Origin of the sequence: Halosolutus halophilus, assembly GCF_022869805.1 — an archaeon.
GTDB lineage: Archaea > Halobacteriota > Halobacteria > Halobacteriales > Natrialbaceae > Halosolutus > Halosolutus halophilus.
This window is the reverse complement of the sequence record NZ_CP094974.1, coordinates 3,434,044-3,456,557: the sequence shown is the minus strand read 5'-3', so window position 1 is coordinate 3,456,557 and position 22,514 is coordinate 3,434,044. Positions and strand designations below refer to the sequence as shown.

The 22,514-nt window shown below is 64.8% G+C and carries 19 protein-coding genes; 10 read left to right on the top strand and 9 right to left on the bottom strand.

The genetic code is table 11. The features are described from left to right. The first annotated feature begins 31 nt into the window (after nucleotides 1-31). The 4 genes from rtcA (at nucleotide 32) to MUG98_RS16985 (ending at nucleotide 4,997) form a co-directional block, all read left to right on the top strand. Nucleotides 32-1,105 (top strand): RNA 3'-terminal phosphate cyclase, encoded by a 1,074-nt coding sequence (rtcA, locus tag MUG98_RS17000; RefSeq protein WP_265108620.1) that lies wholly within the window; start codon nucleotides 32-34, stop codon nucleotides 1,103-1,105. Between the two features lie 173 nt (nucleotides 1,106-1,278). Continuing rightward, nucleotides 1,279-2,232 carry a bifunctional 2-dehydro-3-deoxygluconokinase/2-dehydro-3-deoxygalactonokinase gene (kdgK1, locus tag MUG98_RS16995; protein ID WP_265108619.1) on the top strand — a complete coding sequence of 318 codons (954 nt, stop codon included), beginning with the start codon at nucleotides 1,279-1,281 and terminating at the stop codon, nucleotides 2,230-2,232. A 298-nt stretch (nucleotides 2,233-2,530) separates the two neighbouring features. Continuing rightward, nucleotides 2,531-3,766: a hypothetical protein gene (locus MUG98_RS16990; protein ID WP_265108618.1), complete on the top strand. Its 1,236-nt coding sequence runs from the start codon at nucleotides 2,531-2,533 to the stop codon at nucleotides 3,764-3,766. A gap of 691 nt (nucleotides 3,767-4,457) precedes the next feature. Then, entirely contained in the window at nucleotides 4,458-4,997 is a 540-nt protein-coding gene (locus tag MUG98_RS16985; RefSeq protein ID WP_265108617.1) for a GNAT family N-acetyltransferase, read from the top strand. A 39-nt stretch (nucleotides 4,998-5,036) separates the two neighbouring features. Here MUG98_RS16985 and MUG98_RS16980 read toward each other — a convergent pair whose 3' ends face one another. Both MUG98_RS16980 and MUG98_RS16975 read right to left on the bottom strand, forming a co-directional pair. Next, entirely contained in the window at nucleotides 5,037-6,335 is a 1,299-nt protein-coding gene (locus MUG98_RS16980) for an RNB domain-containing ribonuclease (RefSeq protein WP_265108616.1), read from the bottom strand. 74 nt (nucleotides 6,336-6,409) lie between these two features. Beyond that, nucleotides 6,410-6,703: a DUF7562 family protein gene (locus tag MUG98_RS16975; RefSeq protein WP_265108615.1), complete on the bottom strand. Its 294-nt coding sequence runs from the start codon at nucleotides 6,701-6,703 to the stop codon at nucleotides 6,410-6,412. A 123-nt stretch (nucleotides 6,704-6,826) separates the two neighbouring features. Between MUG98_RS16975 and MUG98_RS16970 the strand changes: the two genes are divergently transcribed. Next, nucleotides 6,827-7,306: an RNA-binding protein gene (locus MUG98_RS16970; protein ID WP_265108614.1), complete on the top strand. Its 480-nt coding sequence runs from the start codon at nucleotides 6,827-6,829 to the stop codon at nucleotides 7,304-7,306. Between the two features lie 72 nt (nucleotides 7,307-7,378). On the opposite strand, the gene MUG98_RS16965 is transcribed toward MUG98_RS16970, so the two are convergent. Both MUG98_RS16965 and MUG98_RS16960 read right to left on the bottom strand, forming a co-directional pair. Then, the gene (locus tag MUG98_RS16965) at nucleotides 7,379-8,152 is read right to left on the bottom strand and encodes a DUF1028 domain-containing protein (protein ID WP_265108613.1); all 774 of its coding nucleotides are present in this window, start codon (nucleotides 8,150-8,152) and stop codon (nucleotides 7,379-7,381) included. Between the two features lie 117 nt (nucleotides 8,153-8,269). Continuing rightward, nucleotides 8,270-10,066: a S8 family peptidase gene (locus MUG98_RS16960; RefSeq protein WP_265108612.1), complete on the bottom strand. Its 1,797-nt coding sequence runs from the start codon at nucleotides 10,064-10,066 to the stop codon at nucleotides 8,270-8,272. Nucleotides 10,067-10,627: 561 nt separating this feature from the next. On the opposite strand from MUG98_RS16960, the gene MUG98_RS16955 reads away from it, so the two are divergent. The 5 genes from MUG98_RS16955 to MUG98_RS16935 all read left to right on the top strand — a co-directional run bounded on the left by MUG98_RS16955 (nucleotide 10,628) and on the right by MUG98_RS16935 (nucleotide 17,722). Beyond that, nucleotides 10,628-10,990 (top strand): cell division protein SepF, encoded by a 363-nt coding sequence (locus MUG98_RS16955; RefSeq protein ID WP_265108611.1) that lies wholly within the window; start codon nucleotides 10,628-10,630, stop codon nucleotides 10,988-10,990. A 109-nt stretch (nucleotides 10,991-11,099) separates the two neighbouring features. Further along, nucleotides 11,100-11,570 carry an Lrp/AsnC family transcriptional regulator gene (locus MUG98_RS16950; RefSeq protein ID WP_265108610.1) on the top strand — a complete coding sequence of 157 codons (471 nt, stop codon included), beginning with the start codon at nucleotides 11,100-11,102 and terminating at the stop codon, nucleotides 11,568-11,570. A gap of 324 nt (nucleotides 11,571-11,894) precedes the next feature. Next, nucleotides 11,895-14,102 carry an amino acid permease gene (locus MUG98_RS16945; protein ID WP_265108609.1) on the top strand — a complete coding sequence of 736 codons (2,208 nt, stop codon included), beginning with the start codon at nucleotides 11,895-11,897 and terminating at the stop codon, nucleotides 14,100-14,102. A 192-nt stretch (nucleotides 14,103-14,294) separates the two neighbouring features. Beyond that, nucleotides 14,295-14,693, top strand: a complete 399-nt coding sequence (locus MUG98_RS16940; protein ID WP_265108608.1) for a DUF5518 domain-containing protein — start codon at nucleotides 14,295-14,297, stop codon at nucleotides 14,691-14,693. 602 nt (nucleotides 14,694-15,295) lie between these two features. After that, a complete protein-coding gene (locus MUG98_RS16935) occupies nucleotides 15,296-17,722 on the top strand; it encodes a heavy metal translocating P-type ATPase (protein WP_265108607.1) in 2,427 nt (808 codons plus the stop codon). Nucleotides 17,723-17,744: 22 nt separating this feature from the next. Here the strand turns inward: MUG98_RS16935 and MUG98_RS16930 are convergent, their stop codons facing one another. The 5 genes from MUG98_RS16930 to MUG98_RS16910 all read right to left on the bottom strand — a co-directional run bounded on the left by MUG98_RS16930 (nucleotide 17,745) and on the right by MUG98_RS16910 (nucleotide 22,412). Beyond that, entirely contained in the window at nucleotides 17,745-18,470 is a 726-nt protein-coding gene (locus tag MUG98_RS16930) for a hypothetical protein (protein WP_265108606.1), read from the bottom strand. 63 nt (nucleotides 18,471-18,533) lie between these two features. Continuing rightward, the gene (locus MUG98_RS16925; protein WP_265108605.1) at nucleotides 18,534-20,261 is read right to left on the bottom strand and encodes a cytochrome c oxidase subunit I; all 1,728 of its coding nucleotides are present in this window, start codon (nucleotides 20,259-20,261) and stop codon (nucleotides 18,534-18,536) included. Further along, nucleotides 20,262-20,804: a cupredoxin domain-containing protein gene (locus MUG98_RS16920; protein ID WP_265108604.1), complete on the bottom strand. Its 543-nt coding sequence runs from the start codon at nucleotides 20,802-20,804 to the stop codon at nucleotides 20,262-20,264. A gap of 4 nt (nucleotides 20,805-20,808) precedes the next feature. Next, on the bottom strand, nucleotides 20,809-20,955 hold the full coding sequence (locus tag MUG98_RS16915) for a hypothetical protein (protein ID WP_265108603.1): 147 nt from the start codon (nucleotides 20,953-20,955) through the stop codon (nucleotides 20,809-20,811). A 164-nt stretch (nucleotides 20,956-21,119) separates the two neighbouring features. Continuing rightward, complete coding sequence (locus MUG98_RS16910) at nucleotides 21,120-22,412, bottom strand: hypothetical protein (RefSeq protein WP_265108602.1); 1,293 nt, start codon at nucleotides 22,410-22,412, stop codon at nucleotides 21,120-21,122. Nucleotides 22,413-22,514 lie beyond the last annotated feature (102 nt).

The following is a 22,514-nucleotide window of genomic DNA, read 5'->3' as shown; positions in this document are numbered from 1 at the left end:
CGGGAGGTCGATCGAACCCGTACCGACCCGCATGCGCGAACTCGACGGCTCGGGCGCCGGCGGCCAGTTCGTCCGAACGGCGCTCGCACTGTCGGTTCTCCGGAACGAACCGATCCGAATCGAGAACGTTCGGGGCGATCGATCGACGTCCGGCCTCCGTCACCAGCACCTTGCGGTTCTCGAGACGATGGTCGCGATCTGCGACGCCGACGTCTCGGGTGCGGAACTCGGCGCGGCGGTCGTCGAGTTCGATCCGGCGCTGGAGGGCGACGGGCGCGTCCCCGGCGGCAGCTACGCCGTCGACATCGGGACGGCCGGCAGCGTGACGCTGCTGTTCGAGGCCCTCCTGCCGCTGGCGACGGTCCTCGATGCGCCGCTGTCGGTCACCGCTACCGGCGGGACGGACGTGAAGTGGTCGCCCCCGATCGACTACGTTCGACACGTCAAGCTCCCGCTGGTGAGACGGTACGGGCTCGTCGCCGCCTGCGAGGTCGATCGGCGTGGCTTCTATCCCGCGGGCGGCGGCCGCGCGACGCTCCGACTGGCACCCTCGACGCTCGACCCGATCGACCTCACCGAGCGGGGCCCGATCGAAGACGTGCGTCTCTACTCGACCGAAGCCGCGTCGCTCGCGGATCGGGACGTGGCTCACCGGCAGGTCGCAGGCGCGCACGAACGGCTACACCTCGACGACGAGGCCGATCGATCGGGTTCGGACGGCGATCGCGACGCGGTCGGCGAGCGATGCGAGACGACGGCGGAGAGCCACTGTCCGGGTTCGGCGATCGTGATCCGAGTCGATCACGGGACCGGACTGGCCGGATTCTCCGCGCTCGGCGAACGCGGCACACCCGCCGAGCGGATCGGCGAGGACGCCGCCGACGCGGCGAACCGGTGGCTCGACGGGAGCGCACCGGTCGATCGACACATGGCCGACCAGTTGCTGGTGATGCTCGCCCTGGCCGGCGGCCGCGTGCGCGTTCCGGCGGTGACCGACCACGTCGCGGCGAGTTGCGAACTGCTCCGGTCGTTCGGAGTCGGGCCGACCCTGGAGGACGACGGCGAGACGACGATCGTCTCGGTCGACTCGCCGATAGACGGATAGCAGGAGCCGATCCCGTCCACGGACAGCAGGTCGAGATCGAGCGGATGGTAGTTCCCGACGGCGATCGAGTTCTGCCAACGAGTCGACAACGTAACAACTTATACCGCACCCGTTCGTTTACCCGGTATGACCGAGTCACGTACCACCGATCGATCGGGGTGGAGGCCCGAGCCGTGAGCGACCTCGTCACGTTCGGCGAGACGATGCTCCGGCTCTCGCCGCCGGACAGCGAACGACTCGAGGACGCAGCCGAGTTCGAGGTTCGCGCCGCAGGGGCAGAGAGCAACGTCGCGGTCGCCGCCCAGCGACTCGGAACGCCGTCGACGTGGCTCTCGAAGGTGCCGGAGACGCCGCTCGGGCGCCGGGTCGTGGGTGAACTCAACGGGTACGGAATCGAGACGGACGTCGTCTGGAGCCACCGGGGACGGCAGGGTACCTACTACCTGGAACACGCGGGCAAACCGCGCGGCACGAACGTCATCTACGATCGGGAGAACGCCGCCGTCACGACCGCCGAGGCGCGGGAGTTCGACATCGACGTGATCCAGGACGCGCGCGTGTTCTTCACGAGCGGGATCACGCCGGCACTCTCGTCGACGCTTCGAGAGACGACGGCGAACATGCTCAAGGCGGCCAGACGGGGCGACACCACGACCGCCTTCGACTTCAACTACCGCCGAAAGCTCTGGTCGCCCGACGAGGCCAGGGAGACGCTGACGCGGTTCTTCCCGGGTATCGACGTGCTCGTGATCGCCGCCCGCGACGCCCGGACCGTGCTCGGATTCGAGGGCGATCCGCGTCAGCTCGCGCACAAACTCGGTTCACAGTACGACTTCACGACCGTCGTCGTGACGCGAGGATCGGAAGGGGCGGTCGGCTGGCACGACAGCGTCGTCCACGGCCAGGAGGCCTACGAGACCGATACCGTCGACGCGATCGGGACCGGCGACGCGTTCACCGGGGCGTTCATCGCTCGCCGACTCGACGGCGACGACGTTCCGACCGCCCTCGAGTACGCCGCCGCGACGGCCGCGCTCAAGCGAACCATCCCCGGCGACGTCGCCCTCGTCACACAGGAGGAGGTCGAATCCGTCGTCGAGGAGAGCGGGACGGACATCTCCCGGTAATCGCGTATCGATCGGTCCCTCCGCGTCGGTCACCGTCCGCGTCGGTCCCCACCAGCGACGGACACCGATCGAGCGGGCCGCAGGGCCGCGTTCTCCCGGACTGTTCTGTGTGCGACAACGGCGGCGAGCGCCCGTTTCGGACGGTCCACTCGCCTACGGACCCGGTAGCGGTCGTTGCACGTTCGCGATTGCCCGGGATCGTCGTCTGGGTCCGTGACCGAATCGTGGCACGCGCGCCGGACGTTTTGACGGGTTTGCCACAACCCACTTTTCGTCCACGGAGACAGTCACCGATAGCATGAAACGAACACTAGCGATCGGCCTGGCGGTCCTGCTGACCACGAGCATGGTCGGGATGGCTGCCGCGGCCGGTGGGACGACGTCGACGATCGACGCCGAATCGAGTACGACGGGGACGACCACCGAGGCGTACGCGGGGGCACACGTCGCCTTCGACGTGGAGGACGACGCCATCACCAACTACGAGGTGGGCGGCGACGAGGCGTTCTCCTCGATCGCCGTCCAGTCCCAGAGCGAGGTCGACGCGACCGCCGGCGTCGGAGCGGACGTCGCGCTCGAGACGATGACGGACCTCGTGGGTGCGGGCCTCGCGCTCGAAACGCGGACGTCGGCCGGCGCCGAGGTCCAGGCCGAAAGCGGTGCGACGCTGTCGGCACACGACAACGAACGCGGGACGCTCGTCGTCGAGAGCGGCGGCGAGAGCCAGTACGTGCAGGCGGAACTCGGTGCGAACGCCGACGCGAGCGACGAGGGCGATCGCGTTCGCGTGGAGACCGAAGACCACGAAGGCGTCTTCCTCGTCGTCGGCGACGGCGAGGTGACCGTCACCGAGGAGGGTGACGTCTCCGCCGCGCTCGAGGAGAACGCGACCCTGGCGTACCGATCCTACGAGGACGGCGAGCGCGACGAGGACGCGAAATACGAGGAGTCGCTGATCGCCGAGGGCTCGGCCGCCGCCGAAGTGTACGTCGAAGAACGCGACGGCGAGACGGCCGAGAGCGCCGTCACATACGGCGAGGGGACCAGCGCCGAGGTTTCGGGGGAGGCACGGAACGGGGTCGAGGTGACCGTCGATCGAACCGTCGACGAGGGGACCGTCGTGCTGACCACCGTCTCCGAGGAGGCCGTCGGAAGCCTCGAGGACGTCGCGGTGGCCGTCGACGGGGAGGCGGCCGTCGAAGCCGAATCCGAGAGCGAACTCGAGAGTGCGATCGAGGGCGGCGACACGCCCCGTTACATGGTCGCCCAGGAGGCGACGGCCCAGGGCGAGGCGACGATCTACGTCGCGATCACTCACTTCTCGGAGCGGACGGCGACGATCAGCGGAGACGGTGACGGCGAGGACGACGCTGGTGGCGACGAGGCTGCCGACGACGACACCGGCGGGAACGACGCGGACGACAGCGACACCGAGACGGCCGAGGACGGCGGCACCGACGGACTGCCCGGATTCGGCGGTGGCGTCGCCGCGGTCGCCCTGCTGCTCGCCGTGGCCGCTCGCGTTTACGAGTAACGCCGTACGGTTCGGAGTCCCCGCTCGACCCCGATTCGATCCGCTCTCGATCGAGCCCAATTCGATTGCGTTCCATCCTGCCCAACTGAGTCCCGCTGACTCGATCGGGTGTGGCCGACGCACGACCGCACGAACGTCTTTTTGTATCGCTTTCGTTGACTGTATATGGTCCACGTCGCGATTCTCGACGGCCTCGTCCGCGAGGCGCGTACGAAACTCGAGGGCGGACGGGAGTGCGTCGGCGACGTCGACTCCCCGGACACGGCCCCGTGACTATCGTATCGCTTCACTAACCGTGAGACGCTGACTGGCACAGCAATCACAAAAGTGGGGAACGTCTGGGTGGCGGACGGAACTGTGGTGGAGTCACCCTCACGTGAGAGGTGGCGTGGGCCGTCCGCGTGCAACCGGTCGGCCGAGACCGAATCAACCGTCGTGACAAACCGATCAAAACGAACGACCGTACGTCGAACCGAACTACCGGGGTTGCCACGGCACCGTCCGACGACGAGGGACCACCGGCCCGGGAAGCGCACCGATACCGGCGGTACCGCTGGCGAGACGACGGGCCATGACACGTCTAGAATAGGTCAGCTGTGATCGTATCCATCGTCGTCGATCAGTCAATTGGCCGCAAACCCGGCGAAATCAGCCATGGTTATTTTTGTCGGCTGGAGTGATAGGACCGGACGTGACGCGAGACATCCGGCAGGCGACGACCGAGGACGTCTGGGCCGTCCACGAGACGGCCCGCGAGAGCTGGCACGCCGCCTACGACGACCTGCTCGGCCGGGACCGGGTCGACGAAATCGTCGACGAGTGGTACGCGATCGGCGAGATCGAATCGTCGATCGACGACACCCGTGGGCGCGACGACGCGGCCTTCCTCGTCGTCGAGTCGGCCGCGGACGCGGGATCCGAACCGACCGAGACGGACGAGCGATGCCGCGGCTTCGCCCACATCGTTCCGTGGCCGGAAGACGAACGGGTCGCCTACCTCGTCCGGATCTACGTCCGCCCCGAACTGTGGGGCGAGGGTATCGGCACGGCGCTGTTAGAGCACCTCGAAGCCGAGTGCGAGGAGGTCTTCGATCGACTCCGGTTGGCCGTCCTCGCCGACAACGAGATCGGCGTCTCGTTCTACGAGTCGCGCGGGTTCGAACGCGTCGGGACCTACGAGAGCGACCTCGGTGTGGACCTCGAGGAGTACGTCTACGAAAAGCAACTGTGAAAGACGAGGTTCTCGGTCGCGTCGCTCACACGACGTCGCTCACAGCGTCTTCTCGGCCTCGCTCTCGTCGACGACTTCGATCCCGCGATTGTTGACCGCCATCGGGTCGAGGCCGACCTCCTGGAGGAAGTTCTTGTACTCGCGTTCGCACTGCTCGGCGGCTTTCCCCTTGTCGCTGGCCCGATCGCAGAGTTCCACGAGGTTCTCGGGGACGTCGTTCTTGTAGACGATCCAGTGGTTGATGAGGTCCGAGAGCCGGCGGATGGGACTCGTGAAGTGGCCGTAGATTTCGAAGTTCAGCGCGTGGTGGCCGCCGAAGGGGTCGTTCATGTAGCGCGCCCGGGGCATCACCTTCATCACCGCCCACTGGATCTTGTCGAGTTGGCGGGCCGGGGCGTCCTCCAGCGTCGCGTTGACCGCTTTCCGCGGGTCGTCCCACGTGTCGCCGGGGATCGAGACGCCGTCGAGATCCTGGATCTCCCGGAGGGCTTCGGACCACTCGTCGGGGCTGGGCTGGGGGTGGACCCGGTACATCGCCTCGACGCCGCGATCCCACATCAGCGTGTGCGTGACGGCCTTGTTGGCCTTCAGCATGCACTCCTCGATGATCGTGTGGGCACGATCGCGTCTCGGATTGAGCACGAGTGAGCCGTCCTCCTTGCGCTGTTCGTGCATCCGATCGGCGAGTTCGTGGACCAGCACGTTCTCCTCGTGCAGCGGTGCGTCGGGATCCTCCAGGCGGTTCTCGGCCTGCGAGTAGGTGAGCCGTTCGTCGGACTCGATGACCGACTTGTAGATGTCGATCGACTCGTAGCCGAGATTCTCCTTGTCGAGGTGCATCTCGACGGTGTGGGCCAGCCGATCCTCGTTGGGCACGAGCGAACAGACCGTCTCGGCCAGTACCGGCGGGAGCATGTGGATCGTATAGCCCGGCAGGTAGACCGTGTTTCCGCGCTCGACCGCCTCGTCCCACATCGCCGTGTCGGGGTTGACGTAGTGGGTCACGTCGGCGATGTGGACCCAGAGGACGTACTCCTCCTCGCGTTCCTCGATCGAGAGCGCGTCGTCGAAGTCCTGTGCGTCGATCGGGTCGGTCGTCCAGGTCGTCAGGTCGCGGAGATCCTCTCGCTCGTCGATCTCGTCGGCGATCTCGGACTGGACGTCCTCCGTCCGTTCCTCGGCTTCTTCGATGACCTCGGCGGGGAATCCGTCGCGAATCTCGAACTTCTCGAACAGTTCCTCGCGCTTGTTCTCGAGGTGGCGCGCGAGGTCTTCGGAGATCTCGACGGGCCCCTGCCCTTCGGCCGTCCCGGCTTCGGCCTGTGCGTCGTCGCTCATACAGTAGGGTACGGACGTGAGGGTGAAAGTCGTGTCGGGATCGGGATGAACGACAACGCCGATCGAGCCCGTACTCAGGACTCTTCCTCGAGCGTTCCGTACCGCTCTTCGACGGTCGCCAGATAGCCTTCGAGAAACGCCGCCTGGGTGTCCTCGCCCGCGTCGAGTTCGACCAGTAGCTCCTCGAGTTCGTCACGAGGGTGGTGACAGAGGTCGCCGTGGCAGGACTTACAGAGGTGCTCGAACTCCTTGTTCTCCCGGTCCCATCGATCGCCGTACTTGTCGTATTCGCGGGCTCTCGAACGGGGGACCTCGCTGCCACAGGCGAGACACGTGACCGTCTCAGCCCGGTTCCGGGAGGGCCACATGGTTCGACCGACACCACGCTATTACTTAGCGATTACCACACGTTTCGGGGGCCGTGATTCTCGCCGCTCTCGACCGGTTTCGGAAACGGGCGTTTTATACCGGGAACAGACGTGGTCCTCGGTATGCAGGTCAAGTCTCGACACCACCTCCGTAGCGACGCCGTCTCCAGTCTCGAAGAGATGCTGGAGGATCAACTCGGCGTCGTTCCCGAGGGTGACGCCTACGAGCGCGTCGAGTTCGAAGACACCGACTGGGAGGTGATCCTCATCGACGGAGAGCCCCAGGTCGCCTACTTCGACGAGGAACCGTTCCTGACGGTCCGCGGAGCGAACGCTTACGATCCCGATCGGCGACTGGTCACCGTCGACGCCGGCGCTGTTTCGTTCGTCAGCGACGGGGCCGACGTGATGCGCCCCGGCATCACCGAGGCCACCGACGACATCTCGCCGGACGACCTGGTCGTGATCGCCGAGGAGTCCCACGGGAAGGTACTGGCCGTCGGCCGCGCCCGCGTCGATGGATCGGACATGGTCGGCGACGAAGGGAAGGTCGTCGACTCGCTACACCACGTCGGCGACGAACTGTACGAGTTCACCGGATAGACGGACTCCTCACCGAGTAGCCGCCCTCCCGATCGCGGCGGGTCGCAGATACTCGAGACGGACGCTCCGGCGTTAGCCGTGGGTAGCCGACTCGTCGGTTTCGTCCAGCGAATCCGCTTCGTACGCCGCTTCGTACCGTTCGAGAGTGTCCTCGTACCCTCGCACCGCGAGGTCGTACGTCTCCCGCAGGTCGGCGATCGGCGTCTCCGTCGCGTCCACCCGGAGGTCGTTGTACGGGGGCGTCACGTCGTACTCCTCGGTGGTCTCGACGACGATCGCGGCGCTCTGGACGGTCAGTTCCTCGCGTTTGTCGCCGCCCTCGACGTCGCCCGCCGCCAGCGCGTCGATCAGTCGCTTCGCGAGCGGATCGGGACCGTCGCCGTCCCGTGGACTGCCGCTCGTGTCGTCGGTCGTCTCGTGGACCGCGTTCGCCTCGTAGGCCGCCGCGGTCGCGTCGACGACGGATTCGCCGGTCAGGAGGTTCCCGGCGACCGTGAAGTGATCGCCCTCGTGGTGGCCGTACCAGTCGCCACACTCCTCGCCGGAGAAGGCGAACGTTCCGTCGGCGTCGACGCCGTGGAGTTGGCGCTGCGGGGCACCCTCGTCGGCGTTGAGCAGCGCCTCAAGGGCGTCCTCGACGGCGAGTCCGTCGTCGACGTACGCGATCCCCCGCCGGCCGAGGTCGACGTTGACCAGGCTCTGCGTCGCGACGGCGCAGTTCTCGCTGACGAACGGACAGAGCGTCCCGACGCCCGGCAGCCGGGTCGTGACGGCGACGCCGAACCGCTGGTGTGTCTCGCCGTCGGGCGTTTCGTACGATTCGTGGACGCAGATGCTGAATGTCATGCTCGACTTCAGGCGACGAACCAGCAAAAAAGTCGGTATCGCGGACAGCCGTGATCCAGGCAGCCGAAACCGTAGTGGACACGGCTTCGGTAGTTCGATGCGGTCGCTACCGCGGGCTCACGACGAGTCCAGCAACTCTCGCGTGCGGATTCCGGCGTGGCCACCGGCACCCACCAGGATGCCGACGACGTACAGCATCGTGAGTGCGACGCCCAGGAGCGCGCTCTCGGCGGCCGAATCGGTCTCGTCCTGTCTGTCCGACAGCGAGGCACACCGGTCCACGATCGATCGGGTGGCCCGGGCCGTCAGGCTCCTGGGGTTCCGTTCCAGCGTCTCGGCGATGGGTGGGCTGATCCGGTAGTAGAGCCCGACCAGACCGCGACCCACCGGCGTCGCCGACATGGACTCGTCTCGGAACCGGCGCAGCGAGTTCAGCGTGTGCCCTTCGCCAGCGGTTGCCGTGGTGATGAAACAGCCGCCGTCGCCGCTGTCAGTCGTGAACGACGCCGTGGCTCCGGTGTCCGAGCTCCCGTCGCTTCCGTTGGCGACCGCGCGGAACTCGTAGTCCGTCCCGGAGTTCAGCCCGGAGATGTCGTCGCTGAACGATCCCGTCGACGTGAGCGTCTGGGTGCTCGTCGTGTTCGGGAGGCCGCTTCCGGCCTCGCCCCACTCGAAGTAGACGTCCGCGCTGCTGGCACCGCCGAGCTCGTTCAGCGTGCCGTTCAACGTCGCGGCCGTCTCGCCGACGCCGGTCGCCGAATCGGTGTAGACGGTGAGGACGGGGTCGCTGCCACCTCCGGTCACCGCAGCCTCGGCGTCGAGCAGGCCAGCGCCCTGTTCGTTGCTCGCGAGTCCGAGGTCCTCGGCCGTGTCTTTCATCGTCTGGCGCGCTTCCGAGTTGGTGTAGCCGTTGGCCATCAACTGGCCCGCGGCGCCGGAGACGTGGGGACACGCCATCGAGGTGCCCGAGAGGGTGTTGTAGCCACCGTCGTTGTACGTCGAGTAGATGTCCGACCCGGGCGCGGCGATCTCGACCTCCGGCCCCGTCGAGGAGAAACTCGACAGGCCGTCGCTGCTGTTGGTCGAGGAAACCGCCATGACCTCGGAGTACGCGGCAGGGTAGCCGACGCAGTCCGAGCACGGCCCGGAATTGCCGGCCGCGGCGATCAGCAACACGCCGTTGCTCTGGGCGTACTGGACGGCGTCCTGGAGCGCCGAACTCCCCGAGGAGCCACCGAGAGACATCGACCCGACGTCGTACCCTTGGTCGGCGACCCACTCGATGCCGGCCGCGATGTCCGAGTAGGTCCCGCTGCCCTGGCTGTCGAGCACCTTCACCGCGTGTAGCGTCGCCTCCGTCGAAACGCCGACGACGCCCTCGCTGTTGTCGACGGCGTCGGCGATGCCCGCACAGTGGGTCCCGTGGCCGTTGTCGTCGTCCCACGATCCCGTACCGGTGAAGTCCTCGCCGGTCCCCAGGTTCGCCTGGAGGTCGGGGTGGTCGGCGTCGATCCCCGTGTCGATGATGGCGATATCGGCGCCGTTTCCGGTCTCGCCGTTCGAGTGGAGAACGTCGGCGTCGACGCGATCGACGCCCCACGGGAGCGTCTGCGCCAGCGCCTGCATCGTGCCCTCGTCCTCGACGTAGCGGACGTTCGGGTGTTTCTCCAGCCCCTCGACCGCCTCGGCCGAGAACGTGCCGGACACGACTTTCCCGACCCGATCGAAGTCCAGTTCGTGCGTGACTTCGCTGGCCGCCTTCCTCGCGAGTCCGAACGGTGCGTCGGCGTTCAATCCGACGATTTTCCGTTTCGATCGTCCCTGTGCGACTGCTGTACCTGCCATTCCCGTCGCCGTCACGCCTGCAGCGGTGTTGCGGAGCAGACGGCGGCGAGTGACGTGTTTGTCTGACATAGGTTGCTGGGGTGCACGGCGTCCGTGAAGCGTCCCGATCCCGGCACACCGGCCACCGTCGGCCGGCAGGTACCCTCCTCGACGACGGTTCTCCGCGACCTTCCCCCCGCCATCGAGTCGACACGCTGGTCACACCCACGTCGGGACACGGCTATCGGCGAACTGCGCGTGCCGCCGACGTGGCATGATTGGACGTGACATGCACCTGTTCCCTCCATATATATTACAATACATTAAAGTTATTATATTCATTGAACATTATCCGAACCTACATACGTTCATTAGATAGACGCGTGAGTAATAATCGAAAGATTTGCTGGTACCTTCCGGATCACGGGGACGAGATCGAGACTCGTCTCTCGTCGAGGCCCTACGAACCGATACTCACCGTTTGATTTGTAATCGGTCCGCTGTGACGGTGCCTGCCGCATCGGTGACCGTCAGGTAAACCGGATCGGGCCCGTCGGGGGCCTCCGCAAACAGTCACTGCACCTCGTATCGGGTCACGTGACACTCCGTCTGACGTAAGAACTATACTCGCGGCCCCGGTGGATATCGGCAATGGGACTCATGAGCAAAATTCTCGGCGGCAACCAGTCCCGGACCGCCGAGGATTACGTCGAACTGGGCCTCGACGACGTACCCGCAGAGTCGACAGAGGCGACGATGCAGGTCCACATCGCGGAGGTAGACAACCAGGCCGACGCCATCGACATCAAAGACGCCGTCTACGACGGTGATCTGGTCGTCGCGGACATCACGCGCCTGCGAACCGAGGACAAAACCGTCGAACACATCGTCGACGAACTCCGGCAGGTCGCCCAGGAGGTCGACGGCGACATCGTCCGGAAAGGCGAAGATCAGATCATCATCACGCCGACCGGCGTCCGGATCAGCCGCGAGAAACTGGGCCAGAACTTCTGACGGCGAGCGCGGTCACACGCTCCGATCGAAATCGACCGTTTCGGTATCCACTGACGGACCGCCGGTACTGCGGGAAAAGTTACTTTCCCCGGCGCGATTACTCGCGGGTATGAGCGAGAAGCCGCTCGACGATCTCGATCGACGAATCGTACACAGTCTCCAGCAGGACGCCCGCAAGACGTCGGCGAGCGAGATTGCAGAACGGGCAGGCGTCTCGGCCAGCACGGTCCGGAATCGGATCCGGAATCTGGAGGAAACGGGCATCCTCACCGGTTACCGACCCGAAGTGAACTACGAGAAGGCCAGTTATCAGCTACAGACGCTCATCGTCTGCACTGCGCCCATCCCCGATCGAGAAGCCCTCGCGAAGAAAGCCCTGGAGGTGTCAGGCGTCGTCGCAGTTAGAGAGATCATGACCGGCACCGAGAACGTCCACGTCGAAGCGATCGGATCGGACGGCGACGACCTGAGCCGAATCGGCCGGGATCTCGACGAACTCGGCCTCGAAGTCGTCGACGAGGACTTGATACGAAACGAGTACGAGTGCGCCTTCTACGGGTTCGACGTCGAGGACGTATAGCGACGTCTCGCGGATTCCGTTGCGCGTCCTCGGGAGAGAATCACTGCCCCCCGACGAAGGTTCGGGATTCTCAGTCTCACCTGTATAGGTTGTGTGGCGGAACCGAAAAAGTACGGGTGGAATGTTGGGGATTCCTGAATGAAAACGCCGGTTTTATGCTGATCCGGGACGATCGACCCGTACGGAACTACTCGTGAGCGACGCCCTGCCGGCCCGCACGATGCGGCTGCGTTCGGGGCCATCGACGTTGACACCGTCTGCACGACCTCGATGCCGGTGAAAAGGTAGCCGAACGTTGCTGATCTACATCGCTGCACTCCCGTAATGCCAAAAGAACTCGAACGAGACCTCGGACTGTTCGCGGTCGTTGCTATCAGTATCGGCGCGATGATTGGAAGCGGGATCTTCATCCTTCCCGGCCTGGCACTGAAGACGGCAGGACCGGCGGTCATCCTCGCGTACCTGCTCGCCGGGGTACTCGTCCTGCCGGCCGCCCTGAGCAAGGCGGAGATGGCGACGGCGATGCCGGAGGCCGGCGGTACGTACATCTACATCGAACGCGGAATGGGGCCGCTGCTCGGAACGATCGCCGGCATCGGGACGTGGTTCTCCCTGTCGTTCAAGGGAGCGCTGGCGCTGGTCGGGGGCGTCCCCTACTTGCTGTACCTGTTCGACCTGCCAGTGAAGCCAGTTGCGATCGCGCTGGCAGCCGTTCTCGTCCTCGTCAACCTCCTCGGTGCGAAACAGACCGGACGCCTCCAGATCGCCATCGTCACGGTGATGCTCGCGGCGATGGTGTGGTTCGTCGCCGGTGGACTCCGGTCGACGACCGGGACCTACTACGGCGGGTTCTTCGATAAGGGATCGGGTGGTCTCCTCGCCGCTACTGGCCTCGTGTTCGTTTCGTACGCGGGTGTGACCAAGATCGCGAGCGTAGCCGAGGAGGTCGAGAACCCGGATCGAAACATCCCGCTCGGGATCCTGGCGTCGCTTTCGTTCACGACGCTCCTGTACGTGCTCATCGTCGTGGTGATGGTCGGCGTGACGCCACCGGACCTCTTGAGCGACTCCGCGGTGCCGATGATCCACGCGGCCGAGGCGACGCTCGCCTGGCCGGGCGTGGTCGCCGTCATCGTCGCGGCCGTCCTCGCACTGGTCAGTACAGCCAACGCGGGTGTTCTGTCTTCGTCCCGATATCCGTTCGCGATGGCCCGAGACGAACTCGCGCCGCCGTCGCTGACGGCGATCCACGAGCAGTGGGGAACGCCCGTGCGGGCGATCACGCTCACGGGTGCCGTGATGCTGCTGCTCATCGCGTTCGTTCCGATCCTTCAGATTGCGAAACTGGCGAGCGCCTTTCAGATCGTCGTATTCGCCCTGGTCAACGGCGCGGTGATCGCGTTCCGTGAGGGGAACGTCGGGGAGTACGACCCCAGCTTCCACTCCCCGCTGTATCCGTGGACCCAGATCGTCGGCATCGCCGGCGGGTTCCTGCTCATCGGGTATATGGGAACGATCCCGCTCGTCGGCGCCGTCGTCATCACGGTGGGATCGGTGCTGTGGTACGCCTACTACGCGCGAGACCGCGTCCAGCGCGAGGGCGCCGCCACGGACGTCGTACGGCGGACCGTCGGCCGCAAGGCCGTCGAGCGGACTAAATCGACCTTCGAAGAGGTTGCCGGGTACGAGGTGCTCGTCGCGATCACCGAGGAGACGAGCGGGCGGCGAGAGCGTACACTGCTGCGGATCGCCGCCGATATCGCTCGCGAGAACGACGGGACCGTCACCGTCGTTCAGTTCGACGAAGTTCCCGACCAGGTGCCGCTCCGACAGGCATCGGAGACGCAATCGCCGGCGGACATCGAGTTCGAGGAGCGGACGGCGCCCCTCACCGAGGAGTTCGACGTCCCGGTCCACTACGGCGAGATCGTAAGCCACGACACGAAGCGGGCGATCGTCAACTTCGCCGAACACGAGGGTGCGGACTTCCTCCTCCTCGAACGAAGCGACGACCCGCTGTACGCATCGGTGTTCGGCACTCCCGTGGAGTGGATCACCCGCAAGGCACCGTGTGACGTCTTGCTCATCGAGGACCGCGATCTGGACCGGGTCGACGCCGTTACGGTCATTACCGATCGCGGACCCTTCGATCCGCAGAAGATCACCGTCGCGAACGCGTTAGCGAGCGAGGCCGGGGGTAGCATCGACCTGCTGTACCCACTCGATGACGCGGCGACCCAGACGCAACGCGAGACGATAGACGAGTACCTCGCGGAACTGGAGTCGTTGTGTTCGGTTCCGGTGAACAGTTCGATCGTCGAGACCGACGACCCCGAACGGGACTTCGTCTCGGTGACCACCTCCGCCGACATTCTCGTCATCGGGACGGACGGAGGACGGATACGGGGGAACCTGTTCGGTCGGCCGGCGGACAGGATCGTCAACAGCGTCGACTGCACGGCGATTCAGGTCGAGTCGAACTGGGGGAGTTCCGGTCCCCTTCGTCGGGCCGTCGAGCGGTTCGTGTTCTAACGCATCCGGACGGGTTCTCCTCGACCGCGTGGGGGAGCGAAACGATCACTGAGCAACGATGCACGAACAGGCTTCTCGTGTTTCCTCGACGAACGACGGGTTCGAGTAGCGAGTCCACGAGAAACGCTCACCGTCTCGTAGTAGCGTGTAAGAATACCACTATTTTTTGCCAGGGCGTCAGTATCTTCCCGCATGGACCCCGAACCATCCCCGTCGACCACGACCGATGCACCGGAGACGGACAGGCGTTCAAGCACCGCGGTCAACGCGCTGATCGGCGCGGTCGCCGGGATCGTCCTCTCGTTCATCCCACTGTCGACGCTCCTCGGTGGCGCGGTCGCCGGCTACCTCGAGGGCGGCGACACGAACGACGGACTGAGAGTCGGTGCGATCGCCGGCCTCATCATGCTCGTCCCGTTCGTGCTCATCGGCCTGTTCTTCGTGACGTTCCTCCTCGGCGTCGGGCCAGGCGGTCCGCCCCTCGCGTTCGGCATGATGGCCGTCTTCATGCTGGTCGTCGGCGCGCTGTACACGATCGGATTGAGCGCGATCGGCGGTTATCTCGGCGTCTACCTCAAGTACGAACTGTGACCTCGTGTCCCGCTCTCGTCTCGGTTATCGGTCACCTGCCGAGTGCGAGGTGGGTTCTCACCGCTGACGGGGAGAGGTCTTCTCGAGCCCTGTTCGAGAGATCCCGATTCGATCACGGTACAATTTTCCGAGGTTCGGTACCGTCGACCGTCCGAACGGTCCTCGGGGGGAAGATCTAGCGGTCGGTTCCCCACTAGAGTTTTTGCTGCTAGACCCACAGTTTCCAGTAATGGAATCGTCACGGGGGTGCCCGCGTGCGCTTCGTCGCGCCGAGTTAACCCGTGGAGTGACGATTTCGCTCTCGACGGCGATCCTCCGCAGCGCACCAGCGACAAACGGGTGGTACGACGAATGATCGCCTGCGCGGCCACCGTCGGTGCTCCCCCGCTCGCACCGCCGACGGCGAATACGAACGCCGACCGCGTGTCGCGGTCCAGCGCGTCTCGACGATCGGTGACCGCGAATCAGCGTTCGAGCGCGCATCGCGTGCTCGGCGTCGCGTTCCTCGCTCCAGGATCCGTCCCCTTCTCGCACGGATCGGCACCGTTAGATATCGACGCTCCACACGTCGACCGTCCCTACTATCAGCCGTCGATCCGAATATGACCGACGAGTGTACGCTGTGTGGATTGCCGACACCGACGCCAGCCGTCACGACGACCGACGTTCGGGGATCGTTCTGCTGTCGTGGGTGTCTGGAGGTCGCTCGAGCGGTCGACGAGATAGAAGACGTGGATACGACAGCGGTCAGGGAGTACTCTCGTACCGTCGCCGACGACGACGCAGCCGTCACGGCCGCCGACGAACTGGAGGAGGTCTTCCTCGAGATCGGCGGAATGCACTGTACCACGTGCGAGGCGTTCCTCTCCCTTCGGGGCGAATCCCGCGACGGGATCGACTCCGTCGAGGCGAGCTACGCGACTGACACCGCACGCATACGATACGATCCCGAGCGGATCGACGTGGCGGATATTCCGGCGGTGTTGAGCGGATACGGATACACCGCGAAACGCAGGGACCGAACCGACGACGATCGGCCGAACCGCGACGAGGAGACGCTTCAGCGACTGCTCGTCGGTGGGTTTCTCGCGATGCTCGTCATGCCGTGGTACGTCTTCTTCCTCTATCCGAGCTACGTCGGAATCGAGACGGGTATCCTCACCGCCGATAGAACCTCGGTATTCGGTCTCTATTTCCCGATGGCGGTCATCGGAACGCTCTCGAGTATCGTCGTCTTCTACACCGGATGGCCGATACTCCGGGGCGCGTACGTCAGCGTTCGAGCGCGGCAGCCGAACATGGACCTCCTCCTTTCGGTGGCGATACTGTCGGCCTTCACGTACAGTACGGTCGCGCTCATCACCGGGAGCATCCACCTCTACTACGACGTCTCGATCGCGATCGTGATCATCGTCACCGCCGGCAGTTACTACGAGGGGAAACGAAAGCGACGGGCGACCGGCCTGCTGTCGGATCTCATCACGACGCGGGTCACCGAGGCGACGCGTCGAGACGAAGACGGGGTAACGGAGACGGTTCACGTGGACGACCTCGAACCGGAAGACGAGGTTGTGGTCCGACCGGGCGAGCGCGTTCCGATCGACGGGACCGTCGTGGAAGGCGTCGCTGCGGTCGACGAGGCCGTGTTGACGGGGGAGTCGCTTCCCAGTACGAAACGGCCGGGAGATGCCGTCATCGGCGGGAGCGTCGTCACCGATGACGCGCTCGTCTTCGCGGTAGACGAAGACGCCGAAAGTACGCTCGATCGCATCACGTCGCTGCTCTGGACCGTACAGAGCAATCGGCCCGGAGTGCAGCGATTCGCCGATCGCCTCGCGACGGTGTTCGTACCGCTCGTCCTCTTGTTGGGGACGGGCGTAACCGGTTGGCGTCTGGCCGTCGGTGAACCGATAGCAGGGGCACTGTTAGCCGGGCTGACGGTTCTGGTCGCTGCCTGTCCCTGCGCGATGGGACTGGCGACGCCGCTGGCGGTCGCTGGCGGCCTCCGCGACGCGCTCGGACGCGGCGTCGTCGTCACCAACGGATCGCTGTTCGAGGACGCACCGACGGTCGACACGGTAGTCTTCGACAAGACGGGGACCCTCACGACGGGCGAGATGACCGTTCGGAAGGTGATCGGCGACGCCGACGCGCTGGTTGCGGCGGCCGCCGTCGAGCGGCGGTCGTCTCACCCGATCGGGTCCGCGATCGTCGACCACGCACAGGCTGTGACCGACGGTGGAACGGGCAGGGACGGGGAGGATGACGACGGCGATCGGGGTTTCGCCGACGTCGAGACGGGAACGGTGACCGACTTCGAACGCCATCCCGGAGAGGGCGTGAGCGGCGATGTCGCCGGCGAGGAGGTCGTCGTCGGAACGGACGAACTCGTCGAGCGGCGGTGTGGACCGCTCCCGGATCGCCTCCGGGCGGCCGTCGAGAACGCGAGGGAAGACGGCGACGTCCCCGCCGTCGTCGGTCGAGGAAGTCGACCGGCGGCGGTCGCGGTCGTCGGAGACCGCGAACGGGGCGACTGGCGACGGACGCTCGACGCGTTCGACGATCGAGGGGTGATCGTCCTCACGGGTGACGACGAGACGGCAGCCGCACGGTTCCGCGACCACCCCGCCGTCGATCGAGTGTTCGCAGGCGTTCCACCCGACGGGAAAGCGGCGACGATCCGTCGGGTAGGAGCTACCGGTTCGACAGCGATGGTCGGCGACGGAACGAACGACGCGCCGGCGCTGGCGGCGGCCGACGTCGGGATCGCGATCGCCGGGACGGCCCGTGCTGCGGACGCAGCGGACGTCGTGCTCGTCGACGGGGCGCTGGACGATGTCCCGGCCGTGTTCGAACTCGCTTCGGCGACGCGACGCCGCATCCGAGAGAACGTCGGCTGGGCGCTCTGCTACAACGCGATCGCGATTCCCCTGGCCGTCGCCGGCGTTCTCAACCCGCTCTTCGCGGCCGTCGCGATGGCCACCAGTAGCGTCCTCGTCGTCACGAATTCCCGACGTGAGTTGCTGTGAATCCGAATCTCGAGGAAGGTGATCATTCGCCCGGAATCGTCTCTACAACGCGAACGTATCTCCGCAGGGTCTGGCCGTCGCTATCCCGTAGCTCGACGGTGAACTGTTTCTGTCCGCGGACGGACTCGAGTTCGTCGATCCGGACGTCGAACTCGAACGGGGACTCTTCGACCGTCTCTATCGTTCTATCACTCGACGTGACGACGAGCTGATCGATCCCTCGAGAGTCCGAGAGGTGGCAGTGAACCTCCTCCTCGGACTTCGTACACTGGAGTTGCGGGTTGACGTCCCCGCTCGATTCGCTGCCGGACGGCAACTGAAACTCGAAGGTCATGGGGCCGACGGGAAACGTCCCGAGAACGAGCACGAGTATCAGGAAGATGGTGAGATTCGTTTTCGATCCGTGCCGAGAGATGAAGCGTGCGATTGGCCCGTCTCCGCGTTTCCGCATTCGAATGACGAACGGAACGACGACGAAGTGGGTGAACGGTCCCCAGAAGAGAAGCAGAAATCCGTATGCCATCACGTACCACAGGATCCCCCAGTCGGGACGATACGAGAGCAGCAGGTTCGCCCCCGTCCAGCAGAACAGACCGAGGAAAACGAGGGCTCCGCTCTTGAATACGCGCCAGATGAGCGTGTTCGCGTAGTAGACGCTCAGAAGGTCGTTCCACGACCGCCGGACGACGTTTCGGATCCACGTTACTGGTCCCCCCAGTTCCGGCGGACCCGTGCTTCGTTCAGTCATCGGGACGTCGTAGTCGTGGGGTGCGTTCGAACATCCCGAGACTGCGACGACGATCGGTGGGAATCACAGTCCAACCGACCATAGTTCGGTGAGCAGGTACCAGTTCGCCACGTACGACGCGACGAATACGGCCAGGAAGAGGAGGCAGAGGAGAAAGGTCCCCCGCATCTCGTAGGCGTGGACCGGATCGTCCTCGTCGACCGTCGCGCCCCCGTCCGGTACGATGTCCGCGTCGCTGCCGGTTCCATCGACGCGCTCGCCGACGAGAATCGATGCGACCGCCACCAGAACGAACGCCGCACCGGCGAGGATCGCGATCACGGCGAAGACGCCGAAGATCGCGAACAGCGGAGCGGCCGCAGCGAGGTTAAACTCCGTACCGGGGATGTTCTCGACCACCTCGGCGGTTCGACGGGGCACGCCGTAGAGGAGGCCAGCGTACAGCATCATGAGCGTCGCGATACCCATCCCGCCGGCGTAGAGGTACGGCTGGAGGGTCGCGAGCCGATCGAAGACGAATCGACGCAGAAACATCGTGCGGACGACGAAGTAGACGAGTCCCATGAAGGCGAGCGTCGTTCCGAGCGCGACGGTGGCGTGGAAGTGACCGACCGTCGCGAACGTGTTGTGCCACGTCATGTTAACCTGCAACTGGCCCATTACGACGCCGGTGATGCCGCCGACGAAACCGAACAGGACGATGCTGAACACGGTCGCGGAGAAGACCGGATTGTTCCACGGTGCAGACGTGAGCCAGCCGAACAGCCCGCCGCCCAGCCCCCGCTTGCGTCGACCCGCCTCGATGCCGGCCGGGATGGCGAACGCGTGAATCATGCTGGCGAAGGCAGCGCCGTACATCGCGTAGGAGGCGTTCCAGATGCGCCACCCCGTGGAAACCGCCGGATCCGACAGGATGTGGTGTGCGGCCCCGAGGTTGATGAAGAAGATGTAGAGGATGAACGCGGTCCGCGAGACCTTCTCGCTGACGACCTCGGCCCCGCCGACGACGTGTGTGAGGAAGTACCAGACAGTCACCATCGCCGCGAGGTTGATCTGTTGCGTGCTGTGGCCGATGGTCCAGTACATGTGACGATACCAGGCGGCGTCCATCCAGCCGATGAACTCCATTCGCCAGAGGAACGCGACCACGAACGTGACGAGGCCGCCGACCAGCGCCTCGAAGGCGATGATCGAGGTTGCGAACGCGCCGAAGGCGATGAGCGGCAGGGTCTTGTACGGCTGGCCTCGCTTTTCTCGCCACAGTGTCACGAAGAAGGGTATCGCCGCAACGATGGCGCCGAGTATGAACAGGATCGCCCCGGCGTAAAACCACGGATGAGCCGTCAGCGGCACGTAGGCCGTCAACAGTGGCGCCGTATCCGGCGGGGCCGTCATCCAGACCCCGAGATTGACGAGAACGGCCCCGACGACCATCGTCACCCAGCCGGTCTTTGCGAGCGCGGTCAGTGGCAGTCGACGGCCGAGCACCATCGGCCCGCCGACGTACAGAACCGCGATTTCCATGAACACCATCCAGAAGATCAGCAGGTTCCAGGCGTGAAGCGTGAGGTGAACGTAATAATCCTGGGCCTCGAGTAACCCGATCACCTCCCACCGCGTCATCGCGACGAAGAACGCGAAGGTGCCGCCGATCACCATCGCTACGACCGCCGACAGGCCGAACAACTTGACCAGATTCTCGACGGTTCGATGGACGTTCAACCCTGTCACGGAGCAGCGCCGGAACCCGTCCTCGTCGTAGTCGTTATCGAAGAGACCGAGCGTCGACATCTATGAATCCCTCACGACGATCCGCCCGTGCATCGTTCTGTGTCCCTGGCCACAGAACTCGTTGCAGATGATGTGGTACTCCCCGGGTTCGTCGAACTCCATGGGCAGAACCCACTCGTAACCGGGCAGCACCTGGAAATTCATCTGCTGGCTCAGCGCGTGTTCTGGCCGGATCGAGAACCCGTGCTGGACGTCCAGCGAGCTGAGGTGGAAGTCGTACTCCCGGCCGGTCTCGAGGACGACCGGCGTCCCCTGCCAGGAGAACCGTATCCCGGCGATGTACACGTCGTCGCCCGGAGGTACTAATCCGGCATCGGTCTCCTCCGCGGAATCCTCGTACTCCGAGAACTTGTCCTGAAACTCGCTGGCGCTGACCTCGTACGTCTCCCCGATCGGATTCTGGTCACCGAAGCGGGTGAAACCGCTCATCCAGCCGAAAATGATGACCGACCAGGTACCCGCGAGGCCCAGCCAGATGCCCTCACGCCTGTTGATCGGCTGGTTCCACCAATTGCCGTCCGGCGGTTTGAGTGGTGACGTCACGGAATCACCCCGGCGGTACGGTGAAGATGTCGACGTATCCCCACAGCACGTACGACAGTGCCCAGAACAGGATCGCTGCCAGTGCAATAAGCCAAATACGGTCGTAAAGACGCTGCAACAGCGGCGGATCTGTCTCTACGCCTCCGGACATAGTGGCAACTGTTAGCACGAATGACTTCAAAAAACTATGGGTTCGTCAACGATATCGAACGAAACGGGATCCGTCCGCGCGTACCGTTGCCGCCGATCCCGCGTCTGGCCGAGCAGGGGTGTACGAATCCGTCGGTCCCGACGTCACCGTCGTGTGGTCGATCTTCAAAGACCAGTATCAGCAGTCGTCTCGGTGTCAGCAGGGAGTGACCGGCGCAGGCGGAATACCTGCGCCAACTCGTAGCCCCACAGGACGACGAGGACGGTGTATCCCGGCCCGAAGAGGTACGCCGACCACGACTGATCCTGGTAGAAGAACCCGACGCCCACGAGCAAGATCGCACCGTTCCAGAGCCAGACCATCCACGTCGAGATCACCGACGGGACGTCCACGTCCGGAACGGCATCGGCTGAATCGACCCGGTCCCCGAGTCCGGACCGCTCCTTCCGCAGGACGGGGAGATTTCGGAAATAGAGCAAGAGTCCGCCGAGCGCGATGGGGAGGGCCCAGCCGACGAAAAAGAAGTGGAGAGCCCCGTCTTCGATGTACGCCGGGTCGACCCACTCGACGCCGAACAACACGAACGGGGCGAAGCCCGCCGGCCCGAGCATCCAGAACTGGGCGGCCAGCACCGACAGCGCGATGCCCGATCGGGAATCCACCGATCGGTACGTCTGGACGAGATTGTACAGGTACAGTGCGAAGCCCGTCGCGAAGAGGACGAGCCCGGTTGCCGTGACCGTCCGACCCATTCCGATCCAGGGGCCGGTGATCAGCGGGAAGATGCCGACGACGAAGAACCACGCCGAGTAGTTCTGTAGCTTCTCGCTGTAGAGATCGGTACCGAGCACGCGAGGGAAGAGATCGTAGAGCGTGCCGATGGCCGCGAGCCCGAGGAATCCCCAGGCGTTGGCGTGAACGTGGGCTTCGCGCAGGCCGAGCCAGCCTCCGGGAACCTGCCAGACGTGGGCGAATAGTCCGTACGCGTACGTGATTCCCCACAGGAACACGAAGACCGACGCCAGGTACAGCCCGATCGTCGCGTTCCACGCGCGACCGCTCTGCATGATCATTCGCAGCATCACGACCAGCAATCCGGCGACGAGTAGCCAGATCGCAACCAGACCGCCGTCAAATGCCCAGGTGTGGTTCCAGCCGCGTCCGTACCACAGCAGGAGGAACCCGCCGTTCAGCCCGACGAAGCTCAGCCAGTCGTACCACTTCGAGGGTAGCCGTCGATCGAGCTTTCGAGCCGTGAGTAGGGGGAGCGTCCCGAACAGGAGCTGCGTGAAGCCGCCGATCGTCACGAAGTGGATGTGACTCCACGAAACCCATCCGAGTCGCGGAACGAGATCGAACTGCTCGAGACCGTGGTAGACAGCCAATACGAGGCCGGCGAGCAGGAACAGCGCACCTGCGAGGTAGAACGGGGTGAACCGAACGGGTTGGCGTGCCATAGGTACGCACACGAGCGCAGACCGGAAATAGGCCTCCACGAATAGTCTACTACTCATCAAATATATTTGTACGTAACTGGTAGTCGGGAGGCGATTTCCTCG

Bases quoted from the DNA above. Each gene is read 5' to 3' on its own strand.
- rtcA (WP_265108620.1), top strand. From the start codon at position 32: ATGCGCGAACTCGACGGCTCGGGCGCCGGCGGCCAGTTCGTCCGAACG.
- MUG98_RS16990 (WP_265108618.1), top strand. From the start codon at position 2,531: ATGAAACGAACACTAGCGATCGGCCTGGCGGTCCTGCTGACCACGAGC.
- MUG98_RS16980 (WP_265108616.1), bottom strand. From the start codon at position 6,335: ATGAGCGACGACGCACAGGCCGAAGCCGGGACGGCCGAAGGGCAGGGG.
- MUG98_RS16975 (WP_265108615.1), bottom strand. From the start codon at position 6,703: ATGTGGCCCTCCCGGAACCGGGCTGAGACGGTCACGTGTCTCGCCTGT.
- MUG98_RS16970 (WP_265108614.1), top strand. From the start codon at position 6,827: ATGCAGGTCAAGTCTCGACACCACCTCCGTAGCGACGCCGTCTCCAGT.
- MUG98_RS16965 (WP_265108613.1), bottom strand. From the start codon at position 8,152: ATGACATTCAGCATCTGCGTCCACGAATCGTACGAAACGCCCGACGGC.
- MUG98_RS16960 (WP_265108612.1), bottom strand. From the start codon at position 10,066: ATGTCAGACAAACACGTCACTCGCCGCCGTCTGCTCCGCAACACCGCT.
- MUG98_RS16955 (WP_265108611.1), top strand. From the start codon at position 10,628: ATGGGACTCATGAGCAAAATTCTCGGCGGCAACCAGTCCCGGACCGCC.
- MUG98_RS16950 (WP_265108610.1), top strand. From the start codon at position 11,100: ATGAGCGAGAAGCCGCTCGACGATCTCGATCGACGAATCGTACACAGT.
- MUG98_RS16945 (WP_265108609.1), top strand. From the start codon at position 11,895: ATGCCAAAAGAACTCGAACGAGACCTCGGACTGTTCGCGGTCGTTGCT.
- MUG98_RS16940 (WP_265108608.1), top strand. From the start codon at position 14,295: ATGGACCCCGAACCATCCCCGTCGACCACGACCGATGCACCGGAGACG.
- MUG98_RS16935 (WP_265108607.1), top strand. From the start codon at position 15,296: ATGACCGACGAGTGTACGCTGTGTGGATTGCCGACACCGACGCCAGCC.
- MUG98_RS16930 (WP_265108606.1), bottom strand. From the start codon at position 18,470: ATGACTGAACGAAGCACGGGTCCGCCGGAACTGGGGGGACCAGTAACG.
- MUG98_RS16925 (WP_265108605.1), bottom strand. From the start codon at position 20,261: ATGTCGACGCTCGGTCTCTTCGATAACGACTACGACGAGGACGGGTTC.
- MUG98_RS16915 (WP_265108603.1), bottom strand. From the start codon at position 20,955: ATGTCCGGAGGCGTAGAGACAGATCCGCCGCTGTTGCAGCGTCTTTAC.
- MUG98_RS16910 (WP_265108602.1), bottom strand. From the start codon at position 22,412: ATGGCACGCCAACCCGTTCGGTTCACCCCGTTCTACCTCGCAGGTGCG.